The organism is Streptomyces sp. NPDC051136 (genome assembly GCF_044455745.1).
In the GTDB taxonomy this organism is placed as follows: Bacteria; Actinomycetota; Actinomycetes; order Streptomycetales; family Streptomycetaceae; genus Streptomyces.
In genome coordinates this window covers 522,853-538,299 of the sequence record NZ_JBITFE010000001.1, presented here as the reverse complement: position 1 = coordinate 538,299, position 15,447 = coordinate 522,853, and the positions used below count along the sequence as shown (strand labels likewise).

Genomic DNA, 15,447 nt, shown 5'->3' with positions numbered 1-15,447 from the left:
CGCTGTCCGGTTCGCGTTTCCCGATCCGCGATCTTTAACCCGGGGGCGCGACGCGGATCTCCAGGTCGGTGACGTGGTGCGGGGCCCAGTCGCGGGCGTAGCCGGGCGCGGTGCCGCCCGGTCCGGTGAGGGCGGCGACCGGCATCCGCCGGGCGGTGTCCAGGATCTCGGCGGCGGTGGTGTTCTCGTTGTTGCCGCTGACGTCGCCGGAGGAACAGCCGGTGTAGTAGCCGATCGGAATGGATTCGTGCCCGGTGACCAGACAGGGCGGGCGGACCCCGAGCGCGTGCAGTGCGTCGGCGACCCGGGCCCAGTCCGCACGGCTTGCCACGTTGCCGTTCACGGTGCCGGCGAGGACCGAGACCTGGACCGCCAGATGCCCGGCCACCGCGAGCGCGACCAGCGTCGCGACCACCGGCCGCCACCGGTCGCGCCCGGTCCTGACCAGGTGCCACAGCGCGTCGGCGACCGGAAGGGCCAGCAGGGCGTAGGCGGGCTGGAGGAAGCGGGGGGCCGCGTAACCGATCAGGAACAGGTACGGCACCGCGGCCGTGACGGCGCAGGCGAGCGGGAGCAGCGTGGCGGTGGCGCGGCGGGCCCGGACCGCGACGACCGCGCCGAGGGCGGCGACGGCCGGGAGGAGCACCCACCACAGGGTGACCACCGGGTGCGGCATCGCTCCGGTGCACGGGCGGCACAGGCCCCGCCCGCCCAGGCTGCGCATCTGGTCGTCGACCGCGAGGTTCCAGCCGAGACCGCCCTGGATCTCGGAGGCCCGCTGAAGTCGCTCCCCGACGCCGCCGTACCAGGCGTACGCCTCGATCACCCACTCCCCTCCGGCGGCCGCCAGCCCGCCCACGAGGGCGAGCAGCAGCGGCCAGTGACGGCGCAGGAGGAGGTGGACCAGCAGGGGCAGGCACACCCAGACCGCGTCGGTGGGCCGCATCAGCGCCATCAGGGCCGCCCCGGCGGCCACCCCCCACAGCGCGCCCCGGCCGTACCGTCCCCGTCCGGCTCCTCGGTCCCGTACGGCGCGCAGGGTGCAGCCCAGGGTGATCAGCGCGCCGATCGCGACCCAGTAGTTGGGCATGGCCTGCGGACCGTAGAAGAGGGTCACCCACAGGCCGGCGAAGAAGGCGCCGGCCGTGGCGAGGACCCGGACCGGGAAGAGGCCCCTCCAGACGCGCAGCGCGAGGTACAGGCCCAGGCCCGACAGCACCGCGAGGTAGACGCGCAGGAGCTCGGTGGAGGCCGACCAGGAGGCGACGGGTGCCACCAGCAGCGAGACGCCTCGGGCGCGCGGGGCGCTGAAGAAGGCTGCCGGATGGTGGGTGGTGACCTGGCTGGTGTAGACGATCTCGTCCCAGCCGAGTCCCATCGACGGGCGGACGAGGACGAGCTGGGCCAGGACGAAGACCGCGGCCACCGCCGCGACCGGCGCGTTGCCGCGCAGCCCGCGAGGGGGGCCGGGTGCCTTCCCCGCGTCGTGGCGCTGTCGCCCGTCGACGAGCACGGCGTTCGCGCCGTCGGCCATCGTGCACCCCTCACCCCCGCTCCTCGCGAGGCCGCTCGTCCCTCACCTCCAGCCGCCTGTGGCGGGAGCCCCGGAACCCGGAAAACCCGAAAAGCCCGGTAAACCCGGAAACCATGGTCAAACTAACCCGCGGGTCTCCGGGACGCAGGACGGAACTCGGCCAGTCGCGCGGTCCCGCTCGTCGGCGGGTCCCGGTCTCACTCGTCGCCGGGTCCCGACCGGTCGGTGAAGCCCGGGCGGCGGTGCGGGGGCTGTTCGGGCGTGGGCCGCCACTTCGGCGCGGTGATACCGAGGGTGACGGGCCCGTCCCCGTTCACGTGCACCTCGGTGCCGTGGTGATGGATCGTCAGGGGCGGTCCGCCCAGCAGCGAGTACGACGCCCGGTCGGGACCGATCTCCACCTGCAGGCACCGGCCGCGGAACTGGAGCCGGAAGGCGAGGCGGCTGAACTTCTCCGGCAGGCGGGGGGTGAAGTGCAGGCTGTCGCCCTCCCGCCGGGTGCCGCCGAAGCCGGCGACCAGCGCCATCCACGTGCCGGCCAGCGAGGCGATGTGCAGTCCGTCGCGGGTGTTGTGCTCCAGGTCCGCCAGGTCCATCAGGGCGGCTTCGGTCGCGTAGTCGTAGGCCAGGCGCAGGTGCCCCGTCCGGGCGGCGACGACGGCCTGGCAGCACGCGGACAGGGAGGAGTCCCGGACGGTCAGCGGCTCGTAGTAGGCGAAGTTCGCGGCCATCTGGTCGTCGTCGCAGTGCTCTTCGAACCAGCTGCCGCAGGTGTACATGGCCAGGACGAGGTCGGACTGCTTGATCACCTGCTTGCGGTAGATGTCGAAGTAGGGGAAGTGCAGCATCAGCGGGTACTGGTCGGCGCCCGTGTTCGCGAAGTCCCAGCGCTGGTGGCGGGTGAAGCCCGCGTGCTGTTCGTGCACGCCGATCTCGTCGTTGTACGGGATGTGCACCGCCTCGGCGGCGTCCCGCCAGGCGGCGCTCTCCTCCTCGTCCACGCCGAGCCGTGCCGCCTCCTCGGGATGGCGTTCGCACACGTCGGCCGCGGCGAGGAGATTGGAGCGCGCCATGAGGTTGGTGTACGTGTTGTCGTCGACGACGGCGCTGTACTCGTCCGGTCCGGTGACGCCGTCGATGTGGAAGACGCCGTGGTGGTCGTGGTGGCCGAGCGAGCGCCACAACCGGGCCGTCTCCACCAGGAGTTCCAGGGCGGTCTCGCGCTCGAAGTCGGTGTCGCCGGTGGCCGCCGTGTAGCGCACCGCGGCGTGCGCGATGTCGGCGGCCACGTGGAAGGCCGCGGTGCCGGCCGGCCAGTACGCGGAGCCCTCCGAGCCGTCGATGGTCCGCCACGGGAAGGCGGCGCCGCGCAGCCCGAGCTGGGCGGCGCGGTCCCGGGCGGCGGGCAGGGTGGCCTGCCGCCAGCGCAGCGCCTCGGCGACGGCCTTGGGGGCGGTGTAGGTCAGCAGGGGCAGCACGAACATCTCGGTGTCCCAGAACGCGTGGCCGTCGTATCCGGAGCCGGTCAGTCCCTTGGCCGGAATCGCGCGCTGCTCGGCGCGGGCCCCGGCCTGGAGCACGTGGAACAGGGCGAAGCGGACGGCCTGCTGGATCTCCTCGTCGCCGTGCACCTCGACGTCCGCGCGGGCCCAGAAGTCGTCGAGGTACTTCCGCTGTTCGGCCACCAGGCCTTCCCAGCCGCCGTGCGCGGCGGCGGCCAGCGCGGCCTCGACCTGGTCGCTCATCGCGGGCCGTGACCGGGCACCCGACCAGCCGTGTGCGACGGTCTTCTGCACCCGCAGCCGCTGTCCCGGGTCCAGGACGGAGGTGATGGTCAGGCGGGAGACGTCGGTGTTGCTCTCGCTGCTGGTGGTGATCTCCCCGGGGGCGTCGACGACGTGGTCGGCGGCCACGGCAACCCTGAGGCCGCTGCGCCGGGTGCAGTGGACCAGGCGCAGCCGCGATCCGGCGGCCAGGTCCTCCTCCGGTTCCAGCGGGGACTGGAGGGCCTTGGCCGTCCTCGGGTCGCCGTCCGGGCTGGGCAGGCTCTCGTTGGCGACCAGTTCCGACTGGATGACCACCCTGGTCCGGCTGTCGACGGGCTCGACCTCGTACTCCACGGCGGCGATGGCGCGTTGGGTGAGGGAGACCAGGCGGGTGGAGCGCACCCGGATGGTCGTGCCGGCCGGCGAGGTCCACTCGCAGGACCGCTCCAGCACGCCGCGCCTGAGGTCCAGGGTGCGTTCGTGCTTGCCGAGCCGCCCGTAGCGCAGGTCGAAGGGCTCGTCGTCGACCAGCAGCCGCAGCAGCTTGCCGTTGGTGACGTTGATGGCGGTCTGGCCCGACTCCGGGTAGCCGTAGCCCGCTTCGGCGTAGGGCAGCGGGTGCAGTTCGTAGACGCCGTTGAGGTAGCTGCCGGGCAGGCCGTGCGGTTCGCCCTCGTCGAGGTTGCCGCGCCAGCCGACGTGCCCGTTGGACAGGGCGAAGACGGACTCGCTCTGCGCGAGGAGGTCGAGGTTGAGGGCGGTCTCGCGCACCCGCCAGGGCTCCACGGTGTACGTCCGGTTGGTGATCACGCGCGGCCTCCCAGCTCGGCGAGGTCCTTGACGACGCGGTCGGCGCCGTGGGCGTACAGCGCGTCGGTCTGGCCGACCCGGTCGACGCCGACGACGAAGCCGAAGTGTCCGGAGCGGCCCGCGTCCATACCGGCCAGCGCGTCCTCGAAGACGGCGGCCCGGGACGCCTCGACGCCGAGGTCGCGGGCGGCGGCCAGGAAGGTGTCGGGGTGGGGTTTGCCCGGCAGTTTCCGCTCCCGGGCCACCACGCCGTCGATCCGTACGTCGAACAGCCGCTCGGCGTCGATGGAGCGCAGGACGTCCCGGGTGTTGGCGCTGGAGGAGACGATCGCGGTGGCGAGGCCCGCGGCGCGGACGGCGTCGATGTAGCGCAGCGTGCCCTCGTAGGGTTCGACGCCGTCGGTGCGGATCTTCTCCAGGAGGAGTTCGTTCTTGCGGTTGCCGACGCCGTTGACGGTCCGCGCGTCCGCCGGGTCGTCGGGGGTGCCCTCGGGCAGCTCGATGCCGCGGGAGGCGAGGAAGGAGCGGACGCCGTCGGCGCGGGGGCGGCCGTCGACGTACTCGTCGTAGTCGGAGTCGGTGAAGGGGCGGAAGTCCGCGCCGTCCCGCTCGCGCAGGAAGGCGTCGAAGGTCGCCTTCCAGGCGGCGGCGTGCACCACCGCCGTCCTGGTGACGACCCCGTCGAGGTCGAAGAGACAGGCCTGGATGTCGTCGGGGAGTCCGAGCTGCGTCGTCATACCCCCACAGTTCCCCGCCGGGGCGGGTCCGATCAGGTGACACACTGTGGGATGTGCCGCTGACCTTCGACGACCTGCTCTCCCGTGCCCGCCGCCTCCCCAAGCAGGGGCGGCGGGCGATCCTGGGTATCGCGGGCAGTCCCGGCGCGGGGAAGTCGACGCTCGCCGAGGCGCTGGTGCGGGAGCTGAACGGCGCGGGAGAGCCGTGGGTGGCGCACGTGCCGATGGACGGCTTCCATCTGGCCGACGCCGAGCTGGACCGGCTCGGCCGCCGGGACCGCAAGGGCGCGCCGGACACCTTCGACGCGGCCGGGTACGCCGCGCTGCTGGAGCGGCTGCACCGGGAGGCGGACGGCGAGACCGTGTACGCGCCGGGCTTCGAGCGGGAACTGGAGCAGCCGATCGCCGGCGCCGTGCCGGTGCCGCCCACCGCCCGGCTGATCGTCACCGAGGGCAACTACCTGCTGCTGGAGAGCGGGGCCTGGACGCGGGTGCGCCCCTGGCTCGACGAGGTGTGGTTCTGCTGCCTGGACGAGGCGGAGCGCGTCCGGCGGCTCGTGGCGCGGCACGCGCGCTTCGGCAAGTCCGCCCCGGCCGCGGCCGCGTGGGCGCTCGGACCCGACCAGCGCAACGCCGACCTGGTCGCGGCGACCCGGCACCGGGCGGACCTGGTGGTTCCGGCGGACGCGCTGACGGGCCCGCCCCCGGGCGGGCCGGGAGCGGCGCCCTCACCGTCCTGGTGACGCGGTCACTCCTCGTCGAAGTCGTCGGGGCGCACGTGCGCCTCCTCCAGCGCCTCGCGCATGGTCCGGCCGGTGCCGCCCGGCGGGCGGGGCTCGTCCTCCTGGCGCCGGCTCGCGCGCTGGTCGAGGACGTCGTCGGTGGTGTCGGTCTTCGGCCGGTTCTCTTCCGGGACGGTCATGACGTGGTGCTCCTCGTCCGTGTCTGCGGGTCCTTCCGTGGCTGCGGGTTCCCGTGCGGCGCGGTGCTATCCCCGTCCGGGGCGGTGCCGTTGCCGCGCGCCGCGGCCGGCCCGGCCGTCGCAGGGGGTGAGCTATGTTGACCTCCGTGGGAGACATGGGAGACACCGGAGGCGCACCCGTGCCGTCGCCGCAGCAGGCACGTGCCCAGGCGTCGGCGATCACCTCGGGACGGGCGGCCCCGCAGTCGGAGGTCTCCCCCACCTCACGGCTCAGGACGCTGTTCGACCGGCCCCGTCTCTCCCCGGGGCAGCGACGCATCGCCCAGTACCTCATCGAGCACCTCACCGAGGCGGCGTTCCTGTCGATCACCGACCTGGCCGACCGGGTGGGCGTGAGCCAGCCGTCGGTGACGCGGTTCGCCTCGGCCGTCGGGTTCAGCGGCTATCCGGCGTTGCGGGAGCAACTCCAGGCGATCGCACTGGGCGGCCGGGGCGGTTCGGCGGCCGAGGAGTACGGGGGCAACGAACTCCAGGCGGCCGTGGACGCCGAGATCGAGAACCTGGAGAACCTGCGGCGCGACTTCGCCGACGCGGACCGGGTGATCGACGTGGGCCGCAAGCTGGCCGCCTCGGCACCGCTGACCGTCCTCGGGCTGCGCATCTCCGTCTCGCTCGCCGAGTACTTCGCCTACGCGGCCCGTCGCGTCCACCCGGACGTACGGCTGGTGACCAGGGGCGGCACCGTCGCCTACGACGCCCTGCTCCAGTCCAGGGAGGCGGGCGGGACCTGGGTGCTGGCCTTCTCGATGCCCCGGCACGCCCACGAGACGCTGGGCGCGGTGCGGGTGGCACGCGACGCCGGGCTGAAGGTCGCGCTCATCACCGACCTGGCACTGGGCCCCGTGGTGGACGAGGCCGACGTCACGTTCGCCACCGGCACGGGCTCCCGGCTGGTCTTCGACTCCTATGCGGCGCCCGGCGTGATGTGCGCGGCGCTGCTCCAGGCGATGACGGACGCCGATCCGGAGCGGACGCAGGCCCGGCTGGAGGGGTACGAGCAGGTCGCCGAGCAGCACCAGTTCTTCCTGCGGGACTGAGCGGACGCGCCCGCCCCGCGCCGCCTGACGTCGGAAGCAGGCATGAATGTTTTCATACGTCTTGCAAACCGGATGGCATATATAAATACTGCTCACGGATCGCGACCCGGCCGCCCCGGAGCGCGTCCGCACCTGCCGCGAACACCCGGACGCCGAACTCCTACCCGCTCCGGTGTGCCGGGTGTTCCGGTCGGGCATCGCCTGCGCGAGCGCCCGCGGCGGTCCCGGTCGTCCCCTGGACCGGGACCGCCCCCCACCCGTCGCCCACCCCGCGACGCCGCACCTCCGGAAGCGATGATCATGCCCCTGACGACCACGCGCATCAGCCCGGACTGGCCCTGCCAGGTCAAGACTCCCGGCAGCTACGACTGGGAACGCTCGGCCACCAGGTGGCTGCGCGAGCTGGTCCCGGCGCGCTACGCCGGGTACCCGGCCCTGATCCGGCACCCGGTGCTGCTCGCCCGGCACGCTCACATCCAGGTGCAGCACGAGATCCGGGTGGCCCGCACCGCGCTGCAGACCGCCCGGGCGGACCTGCCGCGGCTCGGCCTGCACGAGGCGGCCATCGAGCACACCATCAAGCTGTACGCGGCGGAGGTCCTCCAGTTGCAGCACATCGCACGCAGCGTGCGGGCGGTCACCGAGGCACTGGCCGAGCAGGCCGCCGCCGGTCGCTGAGCGGTCCGGCGCTCGTCAGTCCACCGGATGTCCCGGCCGGATGGTGCGGGCGCCGGAGAGGCGCAGCACCGGATCGCCGGCCCCCTTCCCGCGCCCGCCCCACTCGACCGGTTCGAGGACGAACCCGACGTGGTCGCCCCCCTCGGTCCGCTCCACGACCCGCCCGACGAACCACGCCTCGGCGTCCTCCAGCACGGCGGCCCCGCCGTACGCCTCGCGCCAGCGCACCCGCCGGAACTTGTCGACGTCGTCGCCGCTGCGACCGCCGAACAGCTCGGCCGTCTCCCGTCGGTCGCGCGCGAGCAGGTGGACCGCCAGCACCTCGGCGGAGCGCGCGACGCGGAGGGTGTGGTTGACGTCGGAGATCCAGACGACGTACCGCACGGGGCGGATGGAGCACTGCGAGGAGAAGCCGACCAGGCAGCCGGCCCGTTCTCCGCCCGCGGCTGCCGTGACGACGCACATGTCAGGATCGAGCCGGTCCAGGAACACGTCCATGGCGGCCATGCTAGGTCCCGCCCGGCCCGCCCCGGCCGTCGCCCGCCTGGCCCCCTCCCTCGCCCGCCGGGCTCCGCCTCCGCCGTCCCCCGCCTCCGCCCGTCAGGTCCCGCTGCCGTCCGTCCGCTCCGGGCCCGGCCTTCGTGGCACGGCACCGGCGAGCACCGTGGTCACGAGTCTGTGGACGGTGGCCTCGGCCGGCGGGTCCGGGTCGCGGTCCGCGAACAGGAGGTGCCCGCCGCCGACCAGGGAGAGGGTGAGCGAGTCCAGGTCCGCGTCGGCCGCGACGCGGCCCCGGTCGCGCTCGTCGGCCAGGTACCCGGAGACCGCGGTCGCGACGTCGGCCAGGATCGCGATGCCACCCCCGGGTCTCGCCGCACGCAGCCGGGCGCGCAGCTCCTCCCGGAAGGTGACGAGCGGGACGATCGCCACCGGGACGGGTCCGAACAGGGCGGTCAGCGCGCTGCTGAGGTTGCCGGCGACCGTGCCGGTGCCCGCGGACTCGCGCAGGGCGGCCGCCTGACTCTCCAGCCGTGCGGCCCGGTCGAGCACCAGCTCAGCGAGGAAGGCGTCGAAGTCGGCGAAGTGCCGGTGCAGCACGCCCTTGGCGCAGCCCGCCTCGTCGGTGACGGCCCGGCTGGTCAGCGCGTTCGGGCCGGCGCGCAGCAGCACGCGCTCGGCGGCTTCGAACAGCTGCTGCCGCGCGTCGCGCAGGTGCATCCCGGTCGGCACTCATCGCTCCTCTCGTCCGTCCGGCGTCAGGGTATCCGTTGCCCAGTGGGCGCTTGCCCACTAAAGTGAACGCATGCCCACTTTACCGCAGGAGCCACAGAGCCGGCCGGAGACGACCCCGTCGTACCGGGCCCGGCGGACGGCCGAATCGTTCGGTACGGACGCGCAGCGCTACGACCGGGCCCGCCCCGCCTACCCCGACGACCTGGTGACGCGGATCGTCGCCGGGAGCCCCGGACCCGACGTGCTCGACGTCGGGTGCGGGACCGGCATCGCGGCCCGGCAGTTCCAGGCCGCAGGCTGCTCCGTGCTCGGCGTCGAGCCGGACACGCGGATGGCCGGCCTCGCCGAGAGCCGCGGCCTTCGGGTCGAGATGGCGACCTTCGAGGCCTGGGAGCCGGCCGGCCGTACGTTCGACACCGTGATCGCAGCCCAGTCGTGGCACTGGGTGGACCCGGCGGCCGGCTCCGCGAAGGCGGCGCGGCTGCTGCGCCCGAACGGGCGCCTGGCCATCTTCGGTCACGTGTTCGAGCCGCCCGCCGAGGTCGCCGAGCCCTTCGCCGAGGTCTACCGGCGGGTGGCACCCGACTCCCCGTTCGCCGGACAGCCGGCCCGCCGTCCGCCGGAGACGTACCGGGCGGGGTACGAACGGATCGCCGACACGGTCCGCGGGACGGGGCGGTTCGACGAACCGGAGCAGTGGCGTTTCGACTGGCAGCGGTCCTACACCCGCGACCAGTGGCTGAACCTGCTCCCCACCACCGGAGGCCTCACCCGCCTGCGTCCCGACCAGCTGGCCCGGATCCTGGACGTGGTCGGCGACGCCGTCGACGCCCTGGGCGGCCGCTTCACGATGCACTACACGACCCTGGCGACCACCGCCGTCCGCACCGGCGGCCGCTGAGCACCGCCCGGCAGGTGCCGGCGGCGGGTCAGGACGCGAGCAGGCGGCGCAGGGCCGTGCGCAGGGCGGCGACGAAGGCGTCGCGGGCCGGCTCGTCCAGGGCGTCCAGGGACAGGTACGGGTTGAGGTCCTCCAGTTCGACCAGCAGCAGTTCCCCGTCGGGCGCGCGGCAGGCGTCGACGCGCTGGATGCCGTGGTCGACGCGGTTCCACTCGATGAACCGCCGTGCGAAGCCGAGGTCGGCCACGGTGGCGTCGTACGGCTCCAGCTGCCAGCGGCGGTCGGGATGCGGCGCGTGCAGGGCGTACTGGTAGTCGTGGTCGACGAAGTAGAAGGAGACCTCGTAGGCGAAGTCGACGCGCGGCTGGACGAGCAGGTCCCGGGCGCCGCCCACCGCCTCCGGCACGCGCGCCGCCGGGACGGTCCGCAGGCCCGCCGAGTCCGCGCCGAGCCTGGGCTTGACCACGTACTCGTCGGCGGCGGGCAGCAGGTGGAGGTCCTCGGCGCGGTCGACGGTGGGGATGACCGGGAATTCCGCGGCGGTCAGATCGAGGAGGTACTGCTTGCCGAGCATGTCCGCCCGGCCCGTGAGCTGGTTGTAGACCCGCGTCCCGCGCTCGGCGGCGCGCTCGCGGAAGGCGTCGTAGGCGGCCTTGTACTGCTGCACCGGACCGCTGTTGCGGACGACCACGGCATCGAAGGCGTCCAGCAGCGCGGCGGCGTCCCGGGGATGGCACAGGGCCAGGTCGAACTCGTCGCGCAGCCGGGAGGCGAGGAAGATGTCCTCGTCGCAGTACCGCCGCCCGCGGGCCTGATAGGCCAGGTCGGTGACGTACAGGATGCGGGGGGCGGGCGAACGGCATGCGGGGCTCCTCCGGGGCTGACCGGAAGTGATCGTATGCGACCGGTACGGCGCCGTACTGAGTGCACTCAGTTCCCTCCAAACACTGCACTGAGTGCCACGCACCTCGATGGGCTGCTACGTTCCCCTTCCATGAGCACCAGCAGTGCGGCGCCCCGCCGCGGGGACGGGACGGACACGGCGGAGGCCAGGCCGCCGATGCGGGACGCGCTGGTCGCGGCGGCGTTCCGGCTGTTCCTCGAGCGGGGGTACGAACAGACCACGGTGGACGACATCGTCGCCCTCGCGGGCGTCGGACGGCGGTCCTTCTTCCGGTACTTCCCGTCCAAGGAGGACGTGGTCTTCCCCGACCACGAGCGGTGCCTGGCCGACATGACGGCGTTCCTGGCCCGCTCCCCCGAGGACGCCGACCCGGTGCGGCGGGTCTGCGACGCGGCCCGTCTCGTCCTGCGCATGTACGCCGAGAACCCGGCGTTCTCCGTGCAGCGCTACCACCTCACCAAGAAGGTCCCCGGGCTGCGCGCCTACGAGTTGTCGGTGGTGTGGCGCTACGAGCGCGCCCTCGCCGCGTACCTGCGCGGGCGGCTGGGCGGACGTCCGGACGGCATCCTGCGCGCCGACGTGATCGCGGCCGCGGTGGTCGCGGCACACAACAACGCCCTGCGGTCCTGGCTGCGTTCCGAGGGGCGCGACGACGCGGGCGCGGCGGTGGACCACGCGCTGGCCTACGCGCAGTCCGCGTTCGGCGGCGTGCCCGTACCGCCCCGCGGCGAGTCGCCGGAGGACGTGGTGGTCGTCGCGGCGCGCCGCGGGACGCCCCTGTGGCAGGTGCTGCGCGAGGTCGAGACGGCGTTCGCGGGCGACTGACGGCCGGCTCCGCTCCGCCCCGCTCGACCCTCGCCTCGGACAAGGGGTACCGAGTGCCTTTACGAGTGACACTGAGTGCCATACGCTGTCGTGCGTGCACGGTGGCACGGTGAGCCGCGCACCCGCGTGCCCGGGGACCGTGCACGCGGAATTCCGGCCCGAGTGCAGGGAGTTGACCAGCGTGTACCACTCAGGAAACGTCGCTCAGCAGGCGGCCGGCGCCGCGACGGGCCTGCTCGACTCCAAGCCGCAGGACCGGGCCGCGGACACCGAGGCCGTCTTCTACCAGCGCTGCACCTGGTGCGGAACCGCCATGTACCACCGGGTGCTGTGCCCGGTCTGTCGCGGCAGCGAACTGCGGACCGAACGCAGCGAGGGCACGGGGACGGTGCGGCACGCCACGGTGGTGCACCGCAACACCCCCGCGGCGCGCAATGTCTCCCTCATCGAGATGGCCGAGGGTTTCGTGGTGCGCGGCCGGGTCATGGGCCCGCTGATCGGCATCCACAGCGGCGACCGGGTGCGGCTGTCCACGGCGAAGGACCCGGTGCGGGGCGAGCCCGTCTTCCAGTTGGTCGACGAGCCGTACCGGGCCTGGACCTGAGGGCCGGTCAGCTTCCCGCCGCCGGCCCGGGTGCCAGGGTGATGCGGATGCCCACGGTGCCGTCGAGCCCCCGGCGCAGCCTGCTGCCGAAGAGGGTGAGCAGGCCGATGACGCCGTACTTGCGGATCAGCAGCTTCCGGTAGCGGGCCGTGGTGGCGGCGTCGCAGATCTCCGCCGTCCCCGGGACCTGGCCGCCGGTCGGCCTGCCGCGCACGTCGCAGGGGCCCACCAGGACGTCGGCGCGGTTGCGGACGCGTTTGACCTTCCAGGAGTCGGCCACCGTCCACACGCCGAGCGCGTCCTCGTCCCGGACGACCCACACGGGGGTGGCGACCGGGGTTCCGTTCTTGCGGTAGGTCGTGACCAGCAGGTACTTGCCGGCGCCGAGCCGGTCCAGTGACGCGTCGTCGTCCATGCTCCGGGAGTCTAGACCCGGCCCCCGGGCGGGCTCGCGGCGCGCACCGGCTCGCACGGCGCACCGGCTCGCGGCGGACCGGTCCCGTGGAGGTCCGCGGTCACTCCAGGGCCGCCGCCATCCTCCGCACCGCCTCGGTGAGCACCTCGGGCGAGGTCGCCAGGTTGAGCCGTACGTGCCCCGCGCCACCGCTGCCGAACGGGATCCCGGAGCTGAGCGCCACCCGTCCGCGGCCCAGGAAGACCTCCGCCGGGTCGTCACCGAGGCCGAGGGGACGGCAGTCGAGCCAGGCGAGGTAGGTCGCCTGCCCCGCGCGGTGGACGACGCCGGGCAGGTGCTCGGCGAGCAGGGCGGTGAGCAGGCGCCGGTTCTCGTCAAGCCCGGCGAGCACCGCGTCCAGCCAGGCGGTGCCGTCGCGCAGCGCGGCGGTGTGGGCGAGGACGCCGACGTGGCTCGGTCCGTGCCCGACCTCCTCGGGCATCCGCGCCAGGTCGGCGGCGGCGCCCGGCCCCGCCAGCGCGAGGGCCGCCTTGAGGCCGGCCAGGTTCCAGCCCTTGGACGCCGACATCAGCGCGAGGCCGCGCTCGGCGCCGGGCACGCTCAGGTACGGCACGAACCGCGCGTCGGGGGCGGTGACGACGGGCGCGTGGATCTCGTCGGCGACGACCCGGACGCCGTGGCGCTCGGCGAGGGCGGCGACGTCCGCCAGTTCGCCGGCGGAGTGCACGGTGCCGGTCGGGTTGTGCGGGCTGCACAGCAGGTAGGCCGCCCGGCCGCCGCCCGCGACGGCACGCCGGAACGTCTCTTCCAGCACACCGGGATCGATCCGCAGGTCCGGGCCGAGCGGCGCCTCCACCACGCGCCGGTCCATGTGTGCGACGAACTGGTGGAACGGCGGGTACACCGGCGGGTTGACGATCACCGGGTCCCCGGGTGCGGTGACCAGCTTGAGCATCTCGACGACGCCCAGCATCACGTCGGGCACGATCGCCGTGCGTTCCACGGCCAGGTCGTCCCAGCCCCACCGCTTGCCGGCGAAGGCGGCGAGGGCCTCGGCGTAGGCGGTCCCGACGGGGTAGCCGGTGTCGCCGCGCTCCATGGCGCCGGTGACGGCGCGCACGACGGCTCCGGCGAGCGGGACGTCCATCTCGGCAACCCACAGCGGCAGTACGTCCGCGGGGTAGGTGTGCCATTTCATGCTCGTACGGCGGCGAAGCTCGTCCAGGGTGAGCACGTGCAGGGGGTTCGGTTCTCCGGACTGGTCCCGCGGGATGCTGGTCATGGGCCCAAGATAGGACGCCCTCGCGGACGGGGTGAACACCGCGCGGCCCGCCGCCGTATGGGAGGAGGGCGCTCGACGTCCGGAGCCCCCCGCGGCGGCGACGCCGCGCGGCCGGGTTCGGGAGCGCACGCATGAGGCACGCACGACGACGCATCGTCCGGCGAGTGGCACGGCTGGCGGCCGTCGGTGGGCTGCTGGTCGGGGGCACGATGGTCACCCGGGCGGTGGCGAGCGAACCCCCGGGCGCCTCCCCCGCGCCGCACACGCTCGCGCAGAGCGCGTCCGGCGCCGGTGCGGGCCTGGTGGCGCGGCTGGGCACCGACCGTACGGCGGGTCACTGGATCGGCGCCGACGGGCGGCCGGTCGTGGCGGTCACGGACGAGTCCGCGGCGCAGGCGGTGCGGCGGGCGGGCGCCACGGCGGAGATGGTCCCGCGCAGCATGACGGAGTTGAGGTCGGCGGCCTCGACGCTGCGTGCGGCGCCCCGGGTGTCCGGTACGGCATGGGCGCTGGACTACCGGGCGAACGAGGTGGTGGTGCGCGGTGACCGCACGGTCTCCGGCGCCGACTGGTCGCGGCTGACGGACGTCGCGCAGGACATCGGCGGGTTCGTCCGCATGGAGCGCACCGAGGGCACCTTCACCACCCGTCTGAACGGTGCGGAGCCGATCCTCTCCACGGCGGGCCGCTGCTCGGCCGGTTTCAACGTGACCGACGGCACCAGCGACTTCATCCTGACCGCGGGACACTGCGGGCCGACGGGTTCCGTCTGGTTCGGTGCCGGCGGAAGCGGACGGCAGGTCGGCACGACGGTCGCGGGGAGCTTCCCCGGGGACGACTTCTCCCTGGTGCGGTACGCGAACGGCAAGGCCGGCGAGGGCGCGGGCGTGGTGGCGGTCGGCGGCGGCAAGGGGGTGGCCGTCACGGGGGTGGGTACACCGGCGATCGGGCAGCGGGTGTTCCGCAGCGGAAGCACCAGTGGGCTGCGCGACGGCCGGGTGACGGCGCTGGACGCGACGGTCAACTACCCGGAGGGCACGGTCACCGGCCTCATCCAGACCGACGTGTGCGCCGAACCCGGGGACAGCGGTGGGCCGATGTTCTCCGAGGGTGTCGCGCTGGGCGTGACGTCGGGCGGCAGCGGCGACTGCGCCAAGGGCGGTACGACGTTCTTCCAGCCGCTGCCGGAGGCCATGGAGTCGCTCGGGGTCCGGCTCGTCGTCTCCGGCGGGCCGGGAGGCGCCGCGGGCACCTCGGCGACCTCGGCGCCGAGTGCGTCGGCGCCGGGTGCCTCGGCAGCGGTGACGGGAGGCGTCGCCGGTCCGTCCCTGCTCGCCCGGCTCACGGACCGCAGGAACGCCGGCCCCGGGCTGCTGGTGGTGGCGGGCAGCCTGATGGCGCTGGTGGCCACGCGGTGGATCCGGACGGAACGGGACCGCAAGGCCTACCGGCGGCACTACTCGGCGACATGGGGATGACCGGAGCCGGGACGAGGCCGGGTCCCTGGTGTGCGGCGGCGGGCCGGGGACGAGGAGCGTGACCGCGGTCAGGCGGCGTTCACGGGCTCCGGGGCCGCGTGGGCCCACTCCATGACGAGCCGCTGGTACTGCGCACGCTGCTCGACGCTCAGTGTCCCGCCCGACCGGCGCCACAGGGCCCGGATCTCCTCGTTGACCTCGGCAGCCGATCGCTCGGAGGAGGGTTCAACAGTGGTGGACATGCTGTGAAGCATACGGGCC

General features: G+C 73.9%; 17 protein-coding genes. 7 read left to right on the top strand and 10 right to left on the bottom strand.

Annotated elements, in window-relative coordinates; genetic code table 11:
- Positions 1 to 34: 34 nt before the first annotated feature.
- The 3 genes from ACIBCJ_RS02315 to ACIBCJ_RS02305 all read right to left on the bottom strand — a co-directional run bounded on the left by ACIBCJ_RS02315 (position 35) and on the right by ACIBCJ_RS02305 (position 4,847).
- Complete coding sequence (locus ACIBCJ_RS02315) at positions 35 to 1,534, bottom strand: hypothetical protein (protein WP_365978742.1); 1,500 nt, start codon at positions 1,532 to 1,534, stop codon at positions 35 to 37.
- Between the two features lie 197 nt (positions 1,535 to 1,731).
- Complete coding sequence (locus tag ACIBCJ_RS02310) at positions 1,732 to 4,110, bottom strand: glycosyl hydrolase family 65 protein (protein ID WP_362092280.1); 2,379 nt, start codon at positions 4,108 to 4,110, stop codon at positions 1,732 to 1,734.
- A complete protein-coding gene (locus ACIBCJ_RS02305; protein ID WP_362092277.1) occupies positions 4,107 to 4,847 on the bottom strand; it encodes a beta-phosphoglucomutase family hydrolase in 741 nt (246 codons plus the stop codon). Before ACIBCJ_RS02305 ends, ACIBCJ_RS02310 begins: the two co-directional genes overlap by 4 nt.
- Positions 4,848 to 4,900: 53 nt before the next feature.
- Between ACIBCJ_RS02305 and ACIBCJ_RS02300 the strand changes: the two genes are divergently transcribed.
- Positions 4,901 to 5,590 carry a nucleoside/nucleotide kinase family protein gene (locus ACIBCJ_RS02300; protein WP_365978743.1) on the top strand — a complete coding sequence of 230 codons (690 nt, stop codon included), beginning with the start codon at positions 4,901 to 4,903 and terminating at the stop codon, positions 5,588 to 5,590.
- A 5-nt stretch (positions 5,591 to 5,595) separates the two neighbouring features.
- Here the strand turns inward: ACIBCJ_RS02300 and ACIBCJ_RS02295 are convergent, their stop codons facing one another.
- Complete coding sequence (locus ACIBCJ_RS02295; protein ID WP_362503613.1) at positions 5,596 to 5,769, bottom strand: hypothetical protein; 174 nt, start codon at positions 5,767 to 5,769, stop codon at positions 5,596 to 5,598.
- A gap of 179 nt (positions 5,770 to 5,948) precedes the next feature.
- Here ACIBCJ_RS02295 and ACIBCJ_RS02290 point away from each other — a divergent pair, with 179 nt between their 5' ends.
- Entirely contained in the window at positions 5,949 to 6,866 is a 918-nt protein-coding gene (locus tag ACIBCJ_RS02290; RefSeq protein ID WP_166661566.1) for a MurR/RpiR family transcriptional regulator, read from the top strand.
- 294 nt (positions 6,867 to 7,160) lie between these two features.
- Complete coding sequence (locus ACIBCJ_RS02285) at positions 7,161 to 7,544, top strand: hypothetical protein (RefSeq protein WP_362092269.1); 384 nt, start codon at positions 7,161 to 7,163, stop codon at positions 7,542 to 7,544.
- Positions 7,545 to 7,559: 15 nt separating this feature from the next.
- Here ACIBCJ_RS02285 and ACIBCJ_RS02280 read toward each other — a convergent pair whose 3' ends face one another.
- Positions 7,560 to 8,051, bottom strand: a complete 492-nt coding sequence (locus ACIBCJ_RS02280) for a flavin reductase family protein (RefSeq protein ID WP_362092266.1) — start codon at positions 8,049 to 8,051, stop codon at positions 7,560 to 7,562.
- 93 nt (positions 8,052 to 8,144) lie between these two features.
- Positions 8,145 to 8,774 (bottom strand): TetR/AcrR family transcriptional regulator, encoded by a 630-nt coding sequence (locus ACIBCJ_RS02275; protein ID WP_365978744.1) that lies wholly within the window; start codon positions 8,772 to 8,774, stop codon positions 8,145 to 8,147.
- Positions 8,775 to 8,847: 73 nt separating this feature from the next.
- On the opposite strand from ACIBCJ_RS02275, the gene ACIBCJ_RS02270 reads away from it, so the two are divergent.
- Positions 8,848 to 9,678: a class I SAM-dependent methyltransferase gene (locus ACIBCJ_RS02270; protein WP_365978745.1), complete on the top strand. Its 831-nt coding sequence runs from the start codon at positions 8,848 to 8,850 to the stop codon at positions 9,676 to 9,678.
- Positions 9,679 to 9,706: 28 nt separating this feature from the next.
- Here ACIBCJ_RS02270 and ACIBCJ_RS02265 read toward each other — a convergent pair whose 3' ends face one another.
- A complete protein-coding gene (locus tag ACIBCJ_RS02265; RefSeq protein ID WP_365978923.1) occupies positions 9,707 to 10,573 on the bottom strand; it encodes a hypothetical protein in 867 nt (288 codons plus the stop codon).
- Between the two features lie 99 nt (positions 10,574 to 10,672).
- On the opposite strand from ACIBCJ_RS02265, the gene ACIBCJ_RS02260 reads away from it, so the two are divergent.
- Together ACIBCJ_RS02260 and ACIBCJ_RS02255 are read left to right on the top strand one after the other, a co-directional pair.
- Positions 10,673 to 11,407: a TetR family transcriptional regulator gene (locus tag ACIBCJ_RS02260; RefSeq protein WP_362092255.1), complete on the top strand. Its 735-nt coding sequence runs from the start codon at positions 10,673 to 10,675 to the stop codon at positions 11,405 to 11,407.
- Positions 11,408 to 11,588: 181 nt separating this feature from the next.
- Positions 11,589 to 12,011 (top strand): zinc ribbon domain-containing protein, encoded by a 423-nt coding sequence (locus ACIBCJ_RS02255; RefSeq protein WP_362092252.1) that lies wholly within the window; start codon positions 11,589 to 11,591, stop codon positions 12,009 to 12,011.
- Between the two features lie 7 nt (positions 12,012 to 12,018).
- On the opposite strand, the gene ACIBCJ_RS02250 is transcribed toward ACIBCJ_RS02255, so the two are convergent.
- Both ACIBCJ_RS02250 and ACIBCJ_RS02245 read right to left on the bottom strand, forming a co-directional pair.
- Complete coding sequence (locus ACIBCJ_RS02250) at positions 12,019 to 12,426, bottom strand: PPOX class F420-dependent oxidoreductase (RefSeq protein WP_362092249.1); 408 nt, start codon at positions 12,424 to 12,426, stop codon at positions 12,019 to 12,021.
- Positions 12,427 to 12,526: 100 nt separating this feature from the next.
- Positions 12,527 to 13,708 carry an aminotransferase class I/II-fold pyridoxal phosphate-dependent enzyme gene (locus ACIBCJ_RS02245; RefSeq protein ID WP_365978746.1) on the bottom strand — a complete coding sequence of 394 codons (1,182 nt, stop codon included), beginning with the start codon at positions 13,706 to 13,708 and terminating at the stop codon, positions 12,527 to 12,529.
- A gap of 131 nt (positions 13,709 to 13,839) precedes the next feature.
- Here ACIBCJ_RS02245 and ACIBCJ_RS02240 point away from each other — a divergent pair, with 131 nt between their 5' ends.
- Positions 13,840 to 15,186 (top strand): S1 family peptidase, encoded by a 1,347-nt coding sequence (locus ACIBCJ_RS02240; RefSeq protein WP_365978747.1) that lies wholly within the window; start codon positions 13,840 to 13,842, stop codon positions 15,184 to 15,186.
- A 68-nt stretch (positions 15,187 to 15,254) separates the two neighbouring features.
- Here the strand turns inward: ACIBCJ_RS02240 and ACIBCJ_RS02235 are convergent, their stop codons facing one another.
- Complete coding sequence (locus ACIBCJ_RS02235) at positions 15,255 to 15,440, bottom strand: hypothetical protein (protein WP_362503628.1); 186 nt, start codon at positions 15,438 to 15,440, stop codon at positions 15,255 to 15,257.
- Between the last annotated feature and the right edge of the window lie 7 nt (positions 15,441 to 15,447).

Bases quoted from the DNA above. Each gene is read 5' to 3' on its own strand.
- ACIBCJ_RS02280 (WP_362092266.1), bottom strand. From the start codon at position 8,051: ATGGCCGCCATGGACGTGTTCCTGGACCGGCTCGATCCTGACATGTGC.
- ACIBCJ_RS02245 (WP_365978746.1), bottom strand. From the start codon at position 13,708: ATGACCAGCATCCCGCGGGACCAGTCCGGAGAACCGAACCCCCTGCAC.
- ACIBCJ_RS02315 (WP_365978742.1), bottom strand. From the start codon at position 1,534: ATGGCCGACGGCGCGAACGCCGTGCTCGTCGACGGGCGACAGCGCCAC.
- ACIBCJ_RS02295 (WP_362503613.1), bottom strand. From the start codon at position 5,769: ATGACCGTCCCGGAAGAGAACCGGCCGAAGACCGACACCACCGACGAC.
- ACIBCJ_RS02270 (WP_365978745.1), top strand. From the start codon at position 8,848: ATGCCCACTTTACCGCAGGAGCCACAGAGCCGGCCGGAGACGACCCCG.
- ACIBCJ_RS02235 (WP_362503628.1), bottom strand. From the start codon at position 15,440: ATGCTTCACAGCATGTCCACCACTGTTGAACCCTCCTCCGAGCGATCG.
- ACIBCJ_RS02250 (WP_362092249.1), bottom strand. From the start codon at position 12,426: ATGGACGACGACGCGTCACTGGACCGGCTCGGCGCCGGCAAGTACCTG.
- ACIBCJ_RS02285 (WP_362092269.1), top strand. From the start codon at position 7,161: ATGATCATGCCCCTGACGACCACGCGCATCAGCCCGGACTGGCCCTGC.
- ACIBCJ_RS02305 (WP_362092277.1), bottom strand. From the start codon at position 4,847: ATGACGACGCAGCTCGGACTCCCCGACGACATCCAGGCCTGTCTCTTC.
- ACIBCJ_RS02240 (WP_365978747.1), top strand. From the start codon at position 13,840: ATGAGGCACGCACGACGACGCATCGTCCGGCGAGTGGCACGGCTGGCG.
- ACIBCJ_RS02260 (WP_362092255.1), top strand. From the start codon at position 10,673: ATGAGCACCAGCAGTGCGGCGCCCCGCCGCGGGGACGGGACGGACACG.